The 18123-nt window shown below is 65.4% G+C and carries 17 protein-coding genes; 5 read left to right on the top strand and 12 right to left on the bottom strand.

Annotation, left to right across the window (positions count from 1 at the left end; genetic code table 11):
* Positions 1-32: 32 nt before the first annotated feature.
* From atpD to DCG74_RS03760, 3 genes are all read left to right on the top strand, one after another.
* Positions 33-1475 (top strand): F0F1 ATP synthase subunit beta, encoded by a 1443-nt coding sequence (gene atpD, locus DCG74_RS03770; protein ID WP_172788824.1) that lies wholly within the window; start codon positions 33-35, stop codon positions 1473-1475.
* An 85-nt stretch (positions 1476-1560) separates the two neighbouring features.
* Positions 1561-1968: a F0F1 ATP synthase subunit epsilon gene (locus DCG74_RS03765; protein WP_172788823.1), complete on the top strand. Its 408-nt coding sequence runs from the start codon at positions 1561-1563 to the stop codon at positions 1966-1968.
* A gap of 165 nt (positions 1969-2133) precedes the next feature.
* Positions 2134-3810, top strand: a complete 1677-nt coding sequence (locus DCG74_RS03760; protein WP_172788822.1) for an adenylate/guanylate cyclase domain-containing protein — start codon at positions 2134-2136, stop codon at positions 3808-3810.
* A gap of 115 nt (positions 3811-3925) precedes the next feature.
* Here the strand turns inward: DCG74_RS03760 and DCG74_RS03755 are convergent, their stop codons facing one another.
* The 9 genes from DCG74_RS03755 to DCG74_RS03715 form a co-directional block, all read right to left on the bottom strand.
* Entirely contained in the window at positions 3926-4426 is a 501-nt protein-coding gene (locus DCG74_RS03755; RefSeq protein WP_172788821.1) for an RNA pyrophosphohydrolase, read from the bottom strand.
* A 199-nt stretch (positions 4427-4625) separates the two neighbouring features.
* Complete coding sequence (locus tag DCG74_RS03750) at positions 4626-5132, bottom strand: RNA pyrophosphohydrolase (protein ID WP_172788820.1); 507 nt, start codon at positions 5130-5132, stop codon at positions 4626-4628.
* Between the two features lie 74 nt (positions 5133-5206).
* Complete coding sequence (locus DCG74_RS03745; RefSeq protein WP_172788819.1) at positions 5207-6430, bottom strand: divergent polysaccharide deacetylase family protein; 1224 nt, start codon at positions 6428-6430, stop codon at positions 5207-5209.
* A 145-nt stretch (positions 6431-6575) separates the two neighbouring features.
* Complete coding sequence (locus DCG74_RS03740; RefSeq protein ID WP_172788818.1) at positions 6576-7937, bottom strand: S41 family peptidase; 1362 nt, start codon at positions 7935-7937, stop codon at positions 6576-6578.
* A complete protein-coding gene (locus DCG74_RS03735; protein WP_172788817.1) occupies positions 7934-9289 on the bottom strand; it encodes a murein hydrolase activator EnvC in 1356 nt (451 codons plus the stop codon). Before DCG74_RS03735 ends, DCG74_RS03740 begins: the two co-directional genes overlap by 4 nt.
* A 32-nt stretch (positions 9290-9321) precedes the next feature.
* A complete protein-coding gene (gene rlmH, locus DCG74_RS03730) occupies positions 9322-9804 on the bottom strand; it encodes a 23S rRNA (pseudouridine(1915)-N(3))-methyltransferase RlmH (protein ID WP_172788816.1) in 483 nt (160 codons plus the stop codon).
* 90 nt (positions 9805-9894) lie between these two features.
* The gene (gene rsfS / locus DCG74_RS03725) at positions 9895-10251 is read right to left on the bottom strand and encodes a ribosome silencing factor (RefSeq protein WP_024338888.1); all 357 of its coding nucleotides are present in this window, start codon (positions 10249-10251) and stop codon (positions 9895-9897) included.
* A 208-nt stretch (positions 10252-10459) separates the two neighbouring features.
* Entirely contained in the window at positions 10460-11104 is a 645-nt protein-coding gene (locus DCG74_RS03720) for a nicotinate-nucleotide adenylyltransferase (protein WP_172788815.1), read from the bottom strand.
* A 19-nt stretch (positions 11105-11123) separates the two neighbouring features.
* Positions 11124-12419, bottom strand: a complete 1296-nt coding sequence (locus DCG74_RS03715; RefSeq protein ID WP_172788814.1) for a glutamate-5-semialdehyde dehydrogenase — start codon at positions 12417-12419, stop codon at positions 11124-11126.
* A 179-nt stretch (positions 12420-12598) separates the two neighbouring features.
* Here DCG74_RS03715 and DCG74_RS03710 point away from each other — a divergent pair, with 179 nt between their 5' ends.
* Positions 12599-12784, top strand: coding sequence for a hypothetical protein (locus DCG74_RS03710; protein WP_246571391.1), 186 nt, complete (start codon positions 12599-12601; stop codon positions 12782-12784).
* A 24-nt stretch (positions 12785-12808) separates the two neighbouring features.
* On the opposite strand, the gene proB is transcribed toward DCG74_RS03710, so the two are convergent.
* Positions 12809-13930 (bottom strand): glutamate 5-kinase, encoded by a 1122-nt coding sequence (gene proB, locus DCG74_RS03705; RefSeq protein ID WP_172788813.1) that lies wholly within the window; start codon positions 13928-13930, stop codon positions 12809-12811.
* Positions 13931-14119: 189 nt separating this feature from the next.
* Here proB and DCG74_RS03700 point away from each other — a divergent pair, with 189 nt between their 5' ends.
* A complete protein-coding gene (locus tag DCG74_RS03700) occupies positions 14120-15088 on the top strand; it encodes a Bug family tripartite tricarboxylate transporter substrate binding protein (protein ID WP_172788812.1) in 969 nt (322 codons plus the stop codon).
* 107 nt (positions 15089-15195) lie between these two features.
* Here the strand turns inward: DCG74_RS03700 and DCG74_RS03695 are convergent, their stop codons facing one another.
* Both DCG74_RS03695 and obgE read right to left on the bottom strand, forming a co-directional pair.
* Positions 15196-16830, bottom strand: coding sequence for an alkaline phosphatase family protein (locus tag DCG74_RS03695; protein WP_172788811.1), 1635 nt, complete (start codon positions 16828-16830; stop codon positions 15196-15198).
* Positions 16831-17067: 237 nt separating this feature from the next.
* Positions 17068-18108, bottom strand: coding sequence for a GTPase ObgE (obgE, locus tag DCG74_RS03690; protein ID WP_172788810.1), 1041 nt, complete (start codon positions 18106-18108; stop codon positions 17068-17070).
* Between the last annotated feature and the right edge of the window lie 15 nt (positions 18109-18123).

Raw genomic sequence — 18123 nt, 5'->3', positions numbered from 1 at the left:
GGACACGAAATTCGGATCGAAGGAGACAGTAAATGGCTACAGCAGCCACACAGATCGGTCGCGTTACCCAGGTCATGGGCGCCGTCGTCGACGTGCAGTTCGAAGGCCACCTGCCGGCCATTCTCAACTCGCTGGAGACCAAGAACGGCAACAACCGCCTGGTGCTGGAAGTCGCGCAGCATCTCGGCGAATCGACCGTCCGCACCATCGCGATGGACGCCACCGAAGGTCTGGTGCGCGGCCAGGAAGTGACCGACACCGGTCAGCCGATCTCGGTTCCCGTGGGTGACGGTACGCTCGGCCGCATCATGAACGTCATCGGCGAGCCGATCGACGAGGCCGGCCCGATCAAGTCGGAAGGCATCCGCGCCATCCACCAGGAAGCGCCGACCTATACCGACCAGTCGACCGAAGCCGAAATTCTCGTCACCGGCATCAAGGTCGTCGATCTGCTCGCTCCGTATGCGAAGGGCGGCAAGATCGGCCTGTTCGGCGGCGCCGGCGTCGGCAAGACCGTGCTGATTCAGGAGCTGATCAACAACGTCGCCAAGGCGCACGGTGGTTACTCCGTGTTCGCCGGCGTCGGCGAGCGTACCCGCGAGGGCAACGACCTCTATCACGAGTTCATCGAGTCCAAGGTCAACGCCGATCCGCACAATCCGGATCCGAGCGTGAAGTCGAAGTGCGCTCTCGTGTTCGGTCAGATGAACGAGCCGCCGGGCGCCCGCGCCCGCGTCGGCCTGACCGGCCTGACTGTCGCCGAGCACTTCCGCGACCAGGGCCAGGACGTGCTGTTCTTCGTCGACAACATCTTCCGCTTCACGCAAGCGGGTTCGGAAGTGTCGGCGCTGCTCGGCCGCATTCCCTCGGCGGTGGGTTATCAGCCGACGCTCGCCACCGACATGGGCGCGCTGCAGGAGCGCATCACCACGACGCAGAAGGGTTCGATCACCTCGGTGCAGGCGATCTACGTGCCGGCCGACGACTTGACCGACCCGGCGCCCGCGACCTCGTTCGCGCACTTGGACGCCACCACGGTGCTGTCGCGCGCGATCTCGGAAAAGGGCATCTATCCGGCGGTGGACCCGCTCGACTCGACCTCGCGCATGCTCTCCCCGCTCGTCGTCGGCGAGGAGCACTACGCCGTCGCCCGTCAGGTCCAGCAGGTGCTGCAGCGCTACAAGTCGCTCCAGGACATCATCGCCATTCTCGGCATGGACGAGCTTTCGGAAGAGGACAAGCTGACGGTGGCCCGCGCCCGCAAGATCGAGCGCTTCCTGTCGCAGCCGTTCCACGTCGCCGAAATCTTCACGGGTTCGCCCGGCAAGTTCGTCGACCTTGCCGACACCATCAAGGGCTTCAAGGGCCTGGTGGACGGCAAGTACGACCACCTGCCGGAAGCGGCCTTCTACATGGTCGGCACCATCGAAGAAGCCGTCGAGAAGGGCAAGAAGCTGGCGGCGGAAGCTGCCTAAGAGGCGAACGGCGAATGGGAGTAGCGAATACAAGCTGCTCCCGACCGCCACTCGCTATTCGCCACTCGCTACTCGCAGGTTTCTCATGGCCACCTTCCATTTCGATCTCGTCTCTCCGGAAAAGCTCGCCTTCTCGGGCGAGGTCGATCAGGTCGACATTCCCGGCGTCGAGGGTGACTTCGGCGTGCTGGCAGGGCATGCGCCGGTCGTGGCTGCGATCCGGCCCGGCATCCTCACCATCACCAGCGGTGGCAGGCACGAGAAGGTCATCGTGCTCGGCGGCCTCGCCGAGGTGTCCGAGAGGGGCCTGACCGTGCTCGCCGACGTCGCGACCTCGCTGGATGAGCTCGATCGTGCCCAGTTCGCCGAGACGATCGCGGAGATGGAAGAGAATCTGAAGGAGCATGAAGGCGGCGAGCTCGATCAGGCCATCGAGCGACTGGATCACTTCAAGAGCATCCAGCACCAGCTCAACTCCACGGCTATGCACTAAGCCCCGGGGCACCGCTCCGGGGCTCGGGTAAGACATTCCTGCAAAGGAATTCCTGAACAAGTTCAGCGCTCGTCACGACCGTGGCGGGCGCTGAAACTTTGTTGCACCGCGCCGGAGATGGCGGCATTCTGCGCCCCGCGGATTTGTTCCGGGGGCCGGTGGCAGATGAAACGCAAGATCGCAGCGATTTTCGCAGCCGATATTGCCGGGTATTCGAGGCTGGTCGCGGAAGACGAAGAGGAGACGCTGCGGCGTCTCGCCTCCTATCGCGAGGTCGTCGACGATTTCATCGCCAAGGCCGGCGGACGCATCTTCAACACGGCGGGCGATGCCGTGCTCGCGGAGTTTCCGAGCGCGGTGGATGCGGTGCGCTGTGCGATCGACATCCAGGAAAGCTTGCGAACCCGCAACATGGCCTATCCGCCGAGCCGGCAGATGTCGTTCCGCATCGGCATCACCATCGGCGACGTCGTCGAACGCGACGGCGATCTGTTGGGCGACGGCGTCAACATCGCCGCGCGCCTGGAGGGCCTCGCCGAGGTCGGCGGCATCTGCGTCTCCCGCGCGGTGCATGAGCAGGTCGCCAACAAGCTGTCGGTGCAGTTCGCCGATATCGGCGCGCAGGAGGTCAAGAACATCCCGACGCCGGTGCACGCCTATCTGGTGGCGATGCGGCGCGAGGACGGCAGCTATGCCAAGCCGCAGCTGAAGACGGCGGCTTCCAAGGTGGCCGCGGCACCGGTGTGGATGTGGCCGCTGGTGGTCGCCGTCGTCTCGATCGTCGCCATCGTCGTCACCGGCTTTCTCTACAACACCAAGCTCAAGCAGACCGCGAGTGCCGCGGCGCCGGCTGTGACGCCCAATGCGGCGCCGAGCCCAACGCCGGCTGCGGCGGCGGCAACGCCGAGCCCGATGCCGACCCAAATGGCAAAGGCGCCGATGGCTCCGATGGCTCCGTCTAACGCCGGCGCCGCGATGGCGCCGATGCCTGCGCCGTCACCATCGGCATCGCCGATGACGGGCAAGCTTGCTGCCGACAGCGTGCCCTTCATCAACGAGCGCGTGCGCAGCTTCCTCGCTGGCGATTATGCGAGCTCCGGCGATTACAAGGCCTTCGCACTCAATGTCGGCGGCTTCACCGGCTCAGCGCTGAACCAGGCAAGCGAGGAAGCCGCGCGCAACATGGCACTCGAACAGTGCCAGAAGCGCGCCGATGCCGCGCAATCGCCGCGGCGCTGCGAGCTCTACGCCGTCGGCAACACGATCGTTTACACGCACGGCAAGCCGCCGATGCCGCCGCCGCCCTATGTCAGGCATGATGCGATGATCGAGCGGCCGTTCGCCTCGAAGGATTTTCCGATCGTACGCGAGCCGCAAAAAGTCCGGATCGAGAACATCTTCGCCCCCGCGGCGAAATCGCGCTCGGTGGCACTCAGTCCGGGCGGGCAATATTTCATGGTGCTGGGCGCATCATCAGCCGACGACGCGGCGAAGCGCTCGCTGGAATCGTGCGGCGCAATCGCCGGCGTTGCCTGCATGGTCGTTGCGGTTGACGACAATTTCGTCGTGCCGATCCCGACCCTGTTCAGGATCACCGGCTTCTTCAACGCCGCCTCCAATTCCTCGATCGTGGCCGAAGCGCGCGGCGAGGTCGTCCGCAAGCTCGGGGACGCCACGGGCTGGAACGCCGTCGCCGTCGGCACGTCCGGCCGCGCCGGCCTCGGCCTCAAAGCCGCCGACGAGCAGACCGCCGTCAATTCCGCGCTCGCCGACTGCGCCAAGCGCGACAGCGACTGCCACGTCATCGCCATCGGCCCATTCACGGTCGGCCCGATCAATTAGAGATGAGGCCCCGACTGGTGCGCTGGCAGAGGCGCCCCTTTATGCGTCCATCCCGGCAAAATAACCTAACGATTTCAACTCCATCTCTACTGTGCATGGGGTTGTTTTCGAAAGTTCAGCTCGCGAGGTGCGCAAACTCTCGCGCCACGGCGCGGTAGACCTCGCGGCGGAACGGCACCACGAGCTCGGCGACACGGTCGAGGCGCTCCCAGCGCCAGGCATCGAACTCGGCGGGCTGGCCGTTGCGCGGCGTCAGCGGATCGATCTCGTCGTCGCGGCCGGTGAAGCGCAGCGCGAACCATTTCTGGCGCTGGCCGCGAAACTTCGCCAGGCGATGCGTTTGCGGTCCGTCGTAAGGCGGGAATTCATAGGTGAACCAGTCGGTCTCGCCGAGATAGTCGGCGCTGACGACGTTGGTCTCCTCCCAGAGCTCGCGCAGCGCCGCGTCGCGCAAATTCTCACCCTCGTCGACACCGCCCTGCGGCATCTGCCAGTCGAGCCCCGGAAGGATGATCTCGGGCCCGTCGCCCTTGAAGCGATGGCCGATCAGCACATGGCCGTCCGGATTGAACAGCGCGATGCCGACGTTCGGGCGGTAGGGTTTTTCATTGTTCATCTTGTCATTCCGGGGTGCGCGGAGCGCGAGCTCTGGTGCGCAGTTGCGCACCTGAGAATCCATAACCACAGGCGGTGGACGGTTGGAAGCTCGTGGTGATATCCGGCCCACCACTCCCGTCCGGGGTTATGGACCCCCGCCCCGGTGCGCAATTGCGCACTAGGCGGGGGTGACGAGCGGAGTGCTGGGATGAAGCTCGCTATCCCTCCGCCAGCGCAGAAAATTCCTGCACCACGCGCTCATAGACCGGGCGCTTGAACGGGATGATCAGCTCAGGGAGATTCTTCATCGACTCCCAGCGCCAGCTCACGAATTCGGCCTTGTGGCCGCCGCCGCCGGGATTCGCGACATTGATCTCGCTGTCCTTGCCGGTGAAGCGCACCGCGTACCATTTCTGGCGCTGGCCGCGGTAGCGGCCTTTCCAGGCGCGCCCGGCGACCGTGCGCGGGATGTCGTAAGTGAGCCAGTCCGGGACTTCGCCGAGCCGCTCGACCGAGCGCACGCTGGTCTCCTCGTAGAGCTCGCGCTTGGCCGCCTCCCAGGTGTCCTCGCCGGGATCGACCCCGCCCTGCGGCATCTGCCAGACATGGGTGTCGTCGACATGCTCGATGCCGCCGGCGCGGCGGCCGATGAACACCAGTCCCTTTGGATTGATCAGCATCACACCGACACAGGTCCGGTAGGGCAGATCCTCGTAACGCGCCATTCCGCCAGACCTCTTGCCTGCTTTTTGGAAGGCATGCCGGCCCCGCGAGACCCGTGCCGAACCAATTCGTTGATTTAGCTGGATTTTGATTTCAGCATCGCGGTTGTCAATGGCACCAAAAGGATACCTCGGTCGCCCAGGGTCTTGGTCCAGGCGCTGATGCGCTCGATCGAGACGGGCAGGGCGGAGGCCGTGCCGACGGCGATGCCGCGCTCGCGCGCCGTCGATTCCAGCTTGTTGAGGGCGCGGTCGATCTCGGTCGCCGTCGGCACCGCATCGATGGCGATATCGCCCTTGCCGAACGGCACGGCTTGGTTGGCCGCCGCCTGGGGCGCGATGCTGCGGGGCGAGGAGCCGTCGTCGAAGAAGCCGAGGCCGCGCTTGGCCGCCTCGCGGATGATCGGCTGCATCGCCGGCTCGGTCGCAATGAAACGGGCGCCCATGAAATTGGTGAGGCCGACATAGCCCTGCATCCGGCTGAGGTGCCAGTACAGGCGGTCCATGTTCTGGTCGGGGCTGAGCGAGGTCAGCAGCGTCTGCGGCCCCGGATCGTTGTCCGGGAAGTCGTAGGGCTCCATCGGGATCTGGAGGAAGATCTCGTGGCGCTGCGTCCGCGCCCGCTCGGCGAGCTTGCCGGGATCGGATCCGTAGGGCGTGAAGGCCAGCGTCACCGCCGGCGGCAGCTTCATGATGGCATCGGTGGTTTTTGCGGCGCCGACACCGAGGCCGCCGATCACGATCGCGACCACAGGCATCTTGGCAGCCTTGGCACGGTCGGCATCGGCCGCATAGACGGTGAACGGCCTCAGCCCGTCGGCCACCACCGGGATCATGCCGTAGCGTGATTTCTCCAGCAGCTTCGGATTGATCCCGGCCATGACGGGCGGCGGGCCGGATGCCGCCTCGCCCTTGTCGGCAGCATCGCCTGCGCCGATCACCACGTCGTGGCGGGCGCCGGTGGACCCGTCGATCATGGTGATGGTCTTCTGCTCGCCGGGCGCGGCCTGCTTCGGCGCTTCCTTGGTCTCGTGCTTGGCGTCTGGCTTGCTCTCGGCGCCGTGGCCGGACGCGGCCGGCTTCTCGTCCGTGGCACTGGGAGCGCGGATCGCGAGCCTGGCCATCGGCTCGCCGCCGAGCGGATCCTTGTTGAAGATGGCGAAGCCGGCAAAGGTAATCAGGAACAGGCCGAGCAGGACGGCCACTAGCTGCAGGGCGGTGAACGGCAGCCGCAGCCGGCGTTTCCGGCGCGGCTTGTCCTGTCCGAGCGGGGCGCTCAGATCGTCGGCCGTCTCAGTCATGCGCGATCCCGAATCACTCGTGCCGACGATACCACGCCGCGGTCAAGCGGCGGCAGGCCGGGAGAGGCCGGGGACGACGGGAGTTCCAAGCAAAAAGGGCGGCTTCAGGAAGCCGCCCTTTCGTGGGATCGCGCGTGACGCCGACTTAATTCGCCGCTTTGGGCTTGTCGGTCGTGGCCTTGTTGTCGTTGCCCGGGGTCGGCGCGGCCGAGGCGCTGTTCTTGATGCCGTGGAGCAGGTCGCCGGCGAGCTTGAGCGCCTTGTCGTCCTTGGCGTCCGGCGGGACATAGGACTGCGAGCCGGTCTTCTCGTCGCCGTCGTTCTTCAGATGGCCGCGCAGCGAAGCCTCGCCCTTGGTGTCGGTGCGCGACTTCAATTCGTCAGGCACGTCCTGCAGCACTTCGATGTCGGGCACGATGCCCTTGGCCTGGATCGACTTGCCCGACGGCGTGTAATAGCGCGCCGTGGTCAGCCGCAGCGCGCCGTTGCCCGAGCCGAGCGGAATGATGGTCTGCACCGAGCCCTTGCCGAACGAGCGCGTACCGACGATCGTCGCGCGCTTGTGGTCCTGCAGCGCGCCGGCGACGATTTCCGACGCCGAGGCCGAGCCGCCATTGACCAGCACGATGACAGGCTTGCCTTTGGTCAGGTCGCCCGCATGCGCGGTGCGGCGCTGGGTCTCCTCGGCATTGCGGCCGCGGGTCGAGACGATCTCGCCCTTCTCAAGGAAGGAGTCCGAGACGGTGACCGCTTCCTCGAGCAGGCCGCCCGGATTGTTGCGGAGGTCGATGATGAAGCCCTTGAGCTTGTCGCCGCCGATCTGGTTCGTGAGGTTACCGACCTCGCGCTTCAGGCCTTCGGTGGTCTGCTCGTTGAAGGTGGTGATGCGGATATAGCCGATGTCATCCTGCTCGACACGCGCGCGCACCGAGCGGACGCGGATGTTGTCGCGCACCAGCGTCACGTCGAGCGGATTGTCCTGGCCCTTGCGGATGATCTTGAGCTTGATCTTGGTGTTGACCGGGCCGCGCATCTTCTCGACCGCCTGGTTCAGGGTCAGGCCCTGCACCGCCTCGTCGTCGAGATTGGTGATGATGTCGTTGGCCATGATGCCGGCGCGCGAAGCGGGCGTGTCGTCGATCGGCGAGACCACCTTGATCAGGCCGTCTTCCATCGTGACCTCGATGCCGAGGCCGCCGAACTCGCCGCGGGTCTGCACCTGCATGTCGCGGAAGCTCTTGGCGTCCATGTAGCTCGAATGCGGATCGAGGCCGGTGAGCATGCCGCTGATGGCGGATTCGATCAGCTTGGTGTCATCGGGCTTCTCGACGTAATCGGAGCGCACGCGCTCGAAGACGTCGCCGAACAGGTTGAGCTGGCGATAGGTGTCCGCGGTGGCGGCTCGCGCGCTGGAGCCCATGAACACCGCGCGCGGCTGGGTCACGAACAGCGTCAGCGCCGCACCGGTGGCGGCGCTGAGGAGGATTACTGAAGTCTTGCGCATCATCCGCGAACCTTCTCGCCTTCATTTGCGGCCCACCATGGGCCTGGATCGATTGGAGTGCCGTCTTTACGGAACTCGACATACAGCACAGGTTGACTCGCGTTCGTGGCGAGAATGGAGGCGACCTGAGAGGTCGACCCCATCGTCGCGACCGGCTCCCCCGTGAGCACAAACTGCCCGATGTTGACCGAAATGCGCTCCATCCCGGCGATCAGGACATGATACCCGCCCCCGGCATTGAGGATCAAGAGTTGTCCATAGCTGCGGAATGGGCCGGCATACACAACCCAGCCATCACACGGCGTCGTGACCTGGGCGCCGGGCTTGGTCGCCAGCGAAATGCCCTTCTGGACGCCGCCGACCCCGTCGGAACCGCCAAAATCCCTGATCTTGTTACCGTTAACCGGAAACGGCAGGAGACCCCTGGCCGAGGCGAAGGCGATCGCCGGGGTGGTGCGGGACTTGTCCTTGAACGCGCCCGGGCCCTGTTTGGCGCTGGCAGCCGCCTTGGCCTCGGCCTGCCTTGCGGCCTCGGCGGCTTTCTCGGCCGCCTTGGCGGCGCTTTGCAGGTCCTGCTCCATCTTGGCGATCAACCCCTGGAGATCGCCGACCTGCTTTGACAGCGCGATCGCGCGCGCGCCTTCGGCGTCGAGGTCTTTTTCGCGTGCGGACTGCTGGCGCTGCCGTTCCTCGATCAGGGCGGTGAGCCGGGTCTGGTCGCTCCTGACCTTGTCGCGGTCGGAGGCGAGCTGATCGCGCTCGGTGGCGATGGTCCTGCGCAAGGCCACAAGCTCGCCGAGCTCGCCCGCGATTCTTTCGGCGCGGCCGCGCAATTCCGGCACGACGGCACCGAGCAGCATCGCGGTGCGCAGTGATTGCAGCGCATCTTCGGGCCGCACCAGCAGCGCTGGCGGCGTGCGCCGGCCGGCGCGCTGCAAGGCCGCCAGCACCTCGACGATGTCGGCGCGGCGCGAATCCAGCGAAGCGCGCATCTGTTGCTCGCGGCCGTTCAGCGCGCGCAGCCGCGCCTCGGCCTCGTCGATTTTGGTCTCGACAGTGCGCACATTGGCGGCGGTTTCGATCAGCTGCTGATTGAGCTGGGTGCGGTCCTGGCCGAGCGCGGTGATCTCGGCCTTGAGCTTGGCCTGCGCTTCTTCCGCGCTTCGTTGCCTCGAGCGCGCGGCCTCCAGCTCCTGCTCGCGCTGCTTGATCGCATCGGGCGAGACCGCCGCGGTCTGCGGCGGCGCAACTGTCTGACCTTGCGTCGGAGCTTGCGCGAGGCTTGTGTTCGCTTGCGCGAGGCTTGCGCCGGCGAGGCCCGTGATCAGCAGCAGGTTGAGGAGCGGCGCTCGCATCGTGTCGGCAAAGGTGCTCGTTGTGGCGCGCATCACGCGCGGTGATAGGGGTGGCCGGCCAGGATGGTGGCGGCCCGATACAGCTGTTCCAGAAGCATGACGCGGACCATTTGGTGCGGCCAGGTCGCAGAGCCGAACGCGATCGCGAGCTTGGCCTTACGGCGCAATTCGGGCGAAAGTCCGTCCGCCCCTCCGATCACGAAGAAAGTATGTCCGGCCCCCTCGTCGCGCCAGCGTCCGAGATGCCGTGCGAATACGGTGGAGTCGAGATTTTGGCCGCGCTCGTCCAGCGCCACCAGGATCGCCTTGTCAGGAATATGCGCCGAGATCGCCGCGGCCTCTTCGGCCATCCGCGTCGCGGCATCGCGCGCGCGGCTCTCGGCAACTTCATAGACACTGAGCCCGCGGAATCCGAGCTTGCCGCCGGCGTCGCAGAACCGTTCGAAATAGCGGTCGGCAAGCTCCCGTTCGGGGCCCTGCTTCAGCCGGCCCACCGCAATGACAGCAACACGCATGATTTCAGTGCCGCGTTGACAAGACCGCGCGCAACAGGCGCGCGCACGACGCTAGCATGCGCGTCAGCCGATTCGAAATCGGCAGTGAGCCTAGATCGCCTTCGCCGCCCCTGGGCCCTGCGTGTACAACCGCTCGAGGTTGTAGAACTCGCGGACCTCGGGTCTGAACACGTGCACGATCACGTCGCCGGAATCGATCAACACCCAGTCGCAATTGGGCAAGCCCTCGACATGGATGTTCTTGATGCCGTTTTCCTTGAGGCTCTTGGTGACGTTTTCCGCGATCGCGCCGACGTGCCGGTTCACCCGGCCGGTGGTGACGATCATGTAGTCGGAGTACGCCGATTTGCCGCGAAGGTCGATTGTGACCGTCTCTTCCGCCTTCATGTCCTCGAGGCGGGAGAGGATCAGGCTCAGCGTCTTGTCGGCGTCGGGTTGCGCCTTCAAGGCCGCAGCTTTGGTCGATGTTTTACGCGTAGGCTTGGCAACCTTGGGTAAAACAGGCTTGGACAATACAGATGCGGTCAGGGACCATTCCTTTCACTGTATCGCGAACGCCGAATCCGGCGCCCACCGGTTACACTACATCATGTGGGGTTAAGGGTTTCAATATGCCAGAGAGCCCGTAGTCCACACCATGTCCGTACACTTCGTCTCACTTCGTACCTTTCCAGCTCCCGTCCGGGTTCCGTAGGCCGGTCGAGGACAGGTTCAGCTTCAATCCGGTCAGGAACACCCAGGCCGGTGCCGGGCGATCTGCAAGCAGGGCCGCCTTTTTTTCGGGCAGACGGTAGCGCGATAACGCCTGGGCTGCGGGCGAGCCGAGCGCGCGAAAACTCTGCGGCGGGCGATCGATCACCGCCATCGGCACCTGGGCGGCGATGCGCCGCCAGTCCTGCCAACGATGGAATTGAGCGAGATTGTCGGCGCCCATGATCCAGACAAAGCGCAAGCCAGGGAAGCGGCGGCGCAAGGTGTTGATCGTGTCGATAGTATAGCGGGTGCGAATGACGGATTCGAGACAGCTCACCTCGATGCGCGGATCGTCGGCGACGTCGCGCGCGGCCTGCATGCGCTCGCCGAGCTCGTGCAGCGTGCCGTTCTCCTTGAGCGGATTGCCTGGCGTGACCAGCCACCAGACGCGATCGAGCTGCAATCGCTTCAGTGCGAACTGGCTGATGGCGCGATGAGCCTGATGCGGCGGGTTGAACGAGCCGCCGAGCAGGCCGATGCGCATGCCCGGCGTCGAGGCCGGGACCGCTTGCGCCACGAAGCGCGGCACGACGAGATTGTTGCTCAATGCCCGCGCCCCGCGACGTCTACGGCCGGGTCTGCCCGGTGCCGTGGACGCGATATTTGAAGCTCGTCAATTGCTCGGCGCCGACCGGGCCGCGCGCGTGGAAGCGGCCGGTGGCAATCCCGATCTCGGCGCCGAAACCGAACTCGCCGCCATCGGCAAACTGCGTCGAGGCGTTGTGCAGCACGATCGCGGAATCGACCTCGCTGAGGAATTTCTGCGCCGCAGCCTCATCCGCGCTCACGATGGCATCGGTGTGATGCGAGCCGTGGTCCTGAATATGCGCGATCGCGCCGTCGACGCCGTCCACCACCTTCGCCGCGATGATCGCGTCGAGATATTCGGTGTCCCAATCCTCGTCGCTCGCCGGCTTGACGCGCGCATCGGCCTTCTGCACGGCCTCGTCGCCGCGCACCTCGCAGCCGGCATCGAGCAGCATCTCGACCAGCGGCTTAAGGTTCTTGCCAGCGGCAGCGCGGTCGACCAGCAGCGTCTCGGCAGCGCCGCAGACGCCGGTGCGCCGCATCTTGGCATTGAGCACGATCGACTTCGCCATGGCGAGGTCGGCACTGGCATCGACATAGACGTGGTTGACGCCTTCGAGATGCGCGAAGACAGGCACGCGCGCTTCCTGCTCGACGCGCGCGACGAGGCTTTTCCCCCCGCGCGGCACGATGACATCGATGGCGCCGCTCAGGCCCGACAGCATCATGCCGACCGCCGCGCGGTCGCGCGTCGGCACCAGCGTGATCGCAGCTTCCGGCAGGCCGGCTTCGCGCAGGCCCTGCACCAGGCAGTCGTGGATGGCGCGGCACGAACGGAAACTGTCGGAGCCGCCGCGCAGGATTACGGCATTGCCCGACTTCAGGCACAGCACGCCGGCGTCGGCCGCAACGTTCGGCCGGCTCTCGAAGATCACGCCGACGACGCCCAGCGGCACGCGCACGCGCTCGATGGTCATGCCGTTCGGCCGCTGCCAGCTCTCGATGACGATACCGATCGGATCGGCGATGCCGCGCACGTTGCCGATGCCTTCGGCCATCGCTTCGACGCGCGCCGGTGTCAGCGTCAGGCGGTCGATGAAGGAGGAGGTGGCATTGCCGGAGGCGCGGGCCTCCGCGACGTCCTCGGCATTGGCGGCGAGGATCGCGGCCGCGTTGGCGCGGATCGCCCGCTCCATGGCCTCCAGCGCCCGGTTCTTCTGCTCCGGCGGCGCCAGCGCCAGCACGCGCGCGGCGGCGCGGGCACGGGTTCCGAGCTCGGACATCAGCGCCTGAAGATCGGCATTGCCGTCGACGGCTTTGAGGGGGGCGGCCATGGGAGTTCAACCTTCTGCTAAGGCGGTGTCCTAGCACGGAAATCCCGCTTTTGCGAAGGGCGGGGAGGGTATGGCAGGGCCCCGGTTCGCGCCGCCGGGTCGGCCAATGGCCCGGCTGGGGTCGGCTTGCCGGACGCCAAAATATCTCGGAATATCAATGCCCAATCATGGAGCCTGCGATGCCGACCGTCGAAGAGCGTGAAGAGCGGCGAAAGGCCAAGCTTGAGGCGCTGAGGGCCGAAATCCAGAAGGGCTTTGACAGCGCGCCGATGGAGGAGATCGGCGATGTCCATGAATGGTTCGAAAATATCAAGGCGCGAGGACGCGAACGGTTGGCTGCGCGGAAGGCCGACAAAAAGGTTTGACCTTCGAGACTGCCCTTCTCGCTCTTAGCCGCCCACCACCAGATCGTCGCGGTGGATCATCTCGGCGCGGCCGCTGATGCCGAGGATGGTCATCACGTCCGGCGAGGAGCGGCCCTTGATGCGTTCGGCGTCTTCGGCGTCATAGGCGATCAGGCCGCGGCCGATCTCGCTGCCGTCGGGGCCGCGCACGATCACGGCATCGCCGCGGGCGAACTGGCCCTCGACCTTGATCACGCCGGCCGGCAGCAGGCTGGCGCCGGCGCGCAGTGCGGTCACGGCGCCGGCATCGATGGTCAGCGTGCCCTTCGGCTCCAGCGTGCCCGCGATCCAGCGCTTGCGCGACGTGATGGGATTGGCGGGCGTCAGGAACCAGGTGCAGCGGCCGCCATCGGCGATCGCCTGCAGGGGATGCTCGATCTTGCCGGAGGCGATCAGCATGTGGGTGCCGCCGGTGGTGGCGATCTTGGCCGCCTCGACCTTGGTGCGCATGCCGCCGCGCGACAGCTCGGACTCGGCATCGCCCGCCACCGCCTCGATCTCCGAGGAGATGCTGTCGACGACGGGAATGAGTTTTGCGTTCGGGTTGTTCTTCGGCGGGGCGTCGTAGAGCCCGTCGATGTCGGACAGCAGCACCAGCAGGTCGGCGCTCGCCATGGTCGCGACGCGCGCGGCGAGGCGATCATTGTCGCCGTAGCGGATCTCGGTGGTCGCCACCGTGTCGTTCTCGTTGATCACGGGGATGGCGCGCCATTCCAGCAGCTTGCCGATGGTGGAGCGCGCGTTGAGATAGCGGCGGCGCTCCTCGGTGTCCTGCAGCGTCACCAGGATCTGGCCGGCGCCGATACCGTGCGCCCCGAGCACTTCCGACCAGATCCGCGCCAGCGCGATCTGGCCGACGGCAGCGGCGGCCTGGCTCTCTTCCAGCTTCAGCGGTCCGCGCGGCAATTTGAGGCGGCTGCGGCCCAGCGCGATCGAGCCGGAGGACACGACGAGGACGTCGCGTCCTTCCTTGTGCAGCTTGGCCATGTCGTCGGCGAGCGCGGCGAGCCAGGACGCCCGCACCTCGCCCTTGTCGGAATCGACCAGCAGCGCGGAGCCGACCTTGACGACGATGCGGCGGAATTGACTGAGTTCGGGGCTGGCCATGGCGGTCGTCAAATTGCTCTGTCGCTGATCCGGCGGAGCGAAAAGGGCGGCGCCGATGCGGCTAGCTTTTGCAGCAGGACGGTGGCCGGCGCAAGGCAGCGGAGCCGGTAAATAGGCCTAACGGCGCCCTTGTCGGCCGAGGCTCGGGCAGTCTATGCCTCGAACAATCAATAACGAGGGAGGATTGTCGTGGACCGACGCAGCTTCATCGCCGGAGGCCTCTCGCTGCCCTTGCTGGCGCAGGCCAGTGGCGCACATGCTCAATCCGGTCCGCTGACGCGCATCATCTTTCCGTTCGCGGCAGGCGGCAGCGGTGATGCCTTGTGTCGTCTCATTGCCGAGCAATTCAGCGCCCCGCTTGGGCGAACCATGATCGTCGAGAATCGTACCGGTGGCGACGGATTGATCGGAATCAGGGCCGTGAAGGGCGCAAGCTCCGACGGCAATACAATCTTGGTGACGACCGGTCCGACCATGTACCTGCTGCCGATGGTGGAGAATCAACCGAGCTTCGACGCGGCCAGGGATTTCGTCCCCGTGTCGCAACTCGTTCGCTTCGAGTTTGCCGTCGTTGCAAGTCCCGCGATCGGGGTGGATAGTTTTAGTGAACTCGTCACCTGGTTGAGGGCAAATGTCGCGAAGGCCACCTATGGGACACCAGGCAGCGGCAACATCCCGCACTTCCTCGGATGGCGACTTGAACAGATCCTTGGTCTTTCAGTGACCCGGGTGCCCTATCGCGGGAGCGCGCTCGTCATGAATGATCTCATCGCCGGCCATCTGCCGTTCGGCATCACCACGGTATCCGATGCGATCGCGCAGCATCGTGCTAACGGCGTGAGGATCCTCGCGATTGCAAGCGCAGAGCGCTCGCCGTTCGTCCCCGATGTGCCGACGCTGAAGGAAAGCGGCATCGATCTCGTTGCCGACGGCTGGTACGGCATGTGGCTCCCCGCCGGCAGCCCGCCCGATTTTGCCGAAAAGCTCAGCGCAGCCGCGGTCGCGGCGCTCGCCAAGCCCGAGGTGAAGGAGAAGCTGATGGCGATCGGGTTGATACCGGTCGGCTCGACGCCGGAGGGATTGACGAAGGAGCTCGCCGCGAACACCGCGCTGTGGCAGCCGATCGTGAAGGCGACCGGATACAAGATCGAGAATTGAGGTCTCTCCTCCCGTCATTGCGAGCGCAGCGAAGCAATCCAGAGTCCCTCCGCGGAGGCAGTCTGGATTGCTTCGCTGCGCTCGCAATGACGGGGAGGGACGGAGTTCTACATCTTCGTGCGCTGCGCTATCCCGTCCTTGATCGCCGTGAGTTCGGCTTCATTCCAGATGCCGATCAAAATCCCGCCCTTCACCTGCAACTGATTATCCGCATAGGCGGCGATCTTCTCGCGCGGCGTGGTGATGTGGTCGTTCGGATGCAGCGCCCAGTCGAACAGCTCGGCCTGGAGCCCCGCGATGATGCCGGCGCAATCAGGATCGTCGCCACGATCGACGTACTCGTCCGGATCGGTTTCGAGGTCGTACAGCATGGGGCGGAAGCCGGAGGCGTGGATGTATTTCCAGCGGCCGTCGAACACCATGAACAGGCGGCAGCGCTCGATCGGCTGGTTCAGCTTCAGCCGCACGTCCTGCATGGAATAGTCGTATTCGGAGAAAGCGACCTGGCGCCAATCCGGCGGCGTCGGCCCGCGCAGCAGCGGCAGCAGCGAACGTCCTTCGAGAATGTGGCCCGGCACCTGGCCGCCGAAATAATCGACGAAGGTCGGCGCAAGATCGATCGCCTCGACCAGCGCATCGCTGCGCGTGCCGCGGGTGGCGTCGGCCTCATGCGAGGGATCGATGATGATCAGCGGGATCTTTGCGGACTGCTCGTGGAACAGGTCCTTCTCGCCCATCCAGTGATCGCCGAGATAATCGCCGTGATCGGAGGTGAACACGATCATCGTCGTGTCCAACAGGCCACGCTCACCCAAGAATTTCATCAGCACGCCCATCTGGTCGTCGATCTGGGTGATCAGGCCCATATAGGTCGGGATCACCTTCTCGCGGGCCTCGTCACGCGCCATGTTGCGGGAGTAGCGCATGTCCATGTAGGCGCCGAACACCGGGTGCGGATTCTGTCGCTCGCGCTCCGAGCGGATCACCGGGATCATGTCATCGGTCGAATACATGCTGGCATAGGGCTCCGGCGCGATGTAGGGCCAATGCGGCTTGATGTAGGACAGATGCAGGCACCACGGCCGGCCGTCGGACTCGGCCTCGCTGATGAAGTCCATCGCGCGCCGCGTCATGTAGGGCGTCTCGGAATGCTCGTCGGGCACGCGTGCGGCCTTGTCGGCGTGCACCAGCAGCCAGCCGTTCTGCAAGCTGCCATCCTCGGCAGCACCGGAATTTGCCCAGTGCTCCCAGGGATTGCTGGCTTCAAAGCCGTGCTTTCGCAGATATTCGTCGTATTTCGGCCGCGGCCGTCCGGTCGGATGCAGCCCATCGTCGCGCTCGTACGGCTCAAAGCCGCATTCGGCGACGTGCACGCCGATCATCGATTCCGGCGGAATGCCGAGCGCCTTCATGCCTTCGATGTCAGGCGCCATGTGGGTCTTGCCGACCAGCACGTTGCGTACGCCGATCTTTTTGAGGTGATCGCCGAGCGTGGGCTCGCCGACCCGCAGGGGCCAGCCGTTCCAGTGCGAGCCGTGCGAGCGCATGTAGCGCCCGGTGTAGAACGACATCCGCGACGGGCCGCAGATCGGCGATTGCACATAGGCCTTCGTGAACAGTACGCCGCGCTTGGCCATGGCGTCGATGTTCGGTGTCTTCAGTTTGGGATGGCCGGTGCAGCCGAGATAATCGTAGCGAAGCTGGTCGCACATGATCCAGAGAACGTTCTTCGCGCGCGCCATGCGTTGTCCCTGCCGGTTCTTGAGCGTTTGATGCTGCGATATTGCGCGCGCCAAGACAAGCCGGTGATGCGCGCGCTCGCAGCGATGCACTCCGCTGTCGTCCCCGCGAAGGCGGGGACCCATAACCACAGGGAGTTGTTTGGCGAAGATTCGTCGGTCGGTACTACGACCATTCGCAAAAGATAGATCACGCGGTATGGGTCCCCGCCTTCGCGGGGACGACGGTGGGGAGAGAGTTTAGGCCGACCACGGCTCCGCTTCGGCCGCGCTCTTCGCCTTCGCAGACACCGGGCTCTCGCCGATCACATCGGCCAGCGCGCGCAACGCTTCCTTGACGCCCTGGCCGGTCGCACCGGAAATCAGCAGCGGCGTCTTCTTGGCGGCGCGCTTCAGCCGGTCCTTCTGCTTCTTGAGCTCGTCCGGCTCGACCGCGTCGATCTTGTTCAGCGCGACGATCTCGATCTTGTCGGTGAGCTGGCCGCCATAGGCATCGAGCTCCTTGCGTACCGTCTTGTACGCCTTGCCGGCATGCTCGCAGGTGGCATCGATCAGGTGCAAGAGCACGCGGCAGCGCTCGACATGGCCGAGGAAGCGGTCGCCGAGGCCGGTGCCTTCATGCGCGCCTTCGATCAGGCCGGGAATGTCGGCGAGCACGAACTCGCGTCCGTCGGCATTCACGACGCCGAGCTGCGGATGCAGCGTGGTGAAGGGGTAGTCGGCGATCTTCGGCCGCGCCGCGCTGACCTTCGACAGGAAGGTCGATTTGCCGGCATTGGGCATGCCGACCAGGCCGGCATCGGCGATCAGTTTCAGCCGCAGCCAGATCCAGCGCTCCTCGCCGGGCTGGCCGGGATTGGCGTTGCGCGGGGCGCGGTTGGTCGACGATTTGAAATGCGCATTGCCGAAGCCGCCATTGCCGCCCTCGGCCAGCACGAATTTCTCGCCGACCTTGGTGAAATCGTGGATCAGCGTCTCGCGGTCCTCGTCGAAGATCTGCGTGCCCACGGGAACCTTCAGCACGATGTTCTTGCCGTTGGCGCCATGGCGGTCCGAGCCCATGCCGTTCTCGCCCTTCTGGGCCTTGAAGTGCTGCTGGTAGCGGTAGTCGATCAGCGTGTTGAGGCCGTCGGCGACCTCGATGATGACATTGCCGCCGCGGCCGCCATTGCCGCCGGAGGGACCGCCGAATTCGATGAACTTCTCGCGGCGGAACGCCACGCAGCCGTTCCCGCCGTCACCGGAGCGGATATAGACCTTTGCTTCGTCGAGGAATTTCATGGGCCATAGGTAGGC

Source organism: Bradyrhizobium sp. WBAH42, assembly GCF_024585265.1.
Lineage (GTDB): Bacteria > Pseudomonadota > Alphaproteobacteria > Rhizobiales > Xanthobacteraceae > Bradyrhizobium.
The sequence above is the reverse complement of the archived record's forward strand: the minus strand, read 5'-3'. Positions and strand labels throughout refer to the sequence as shown.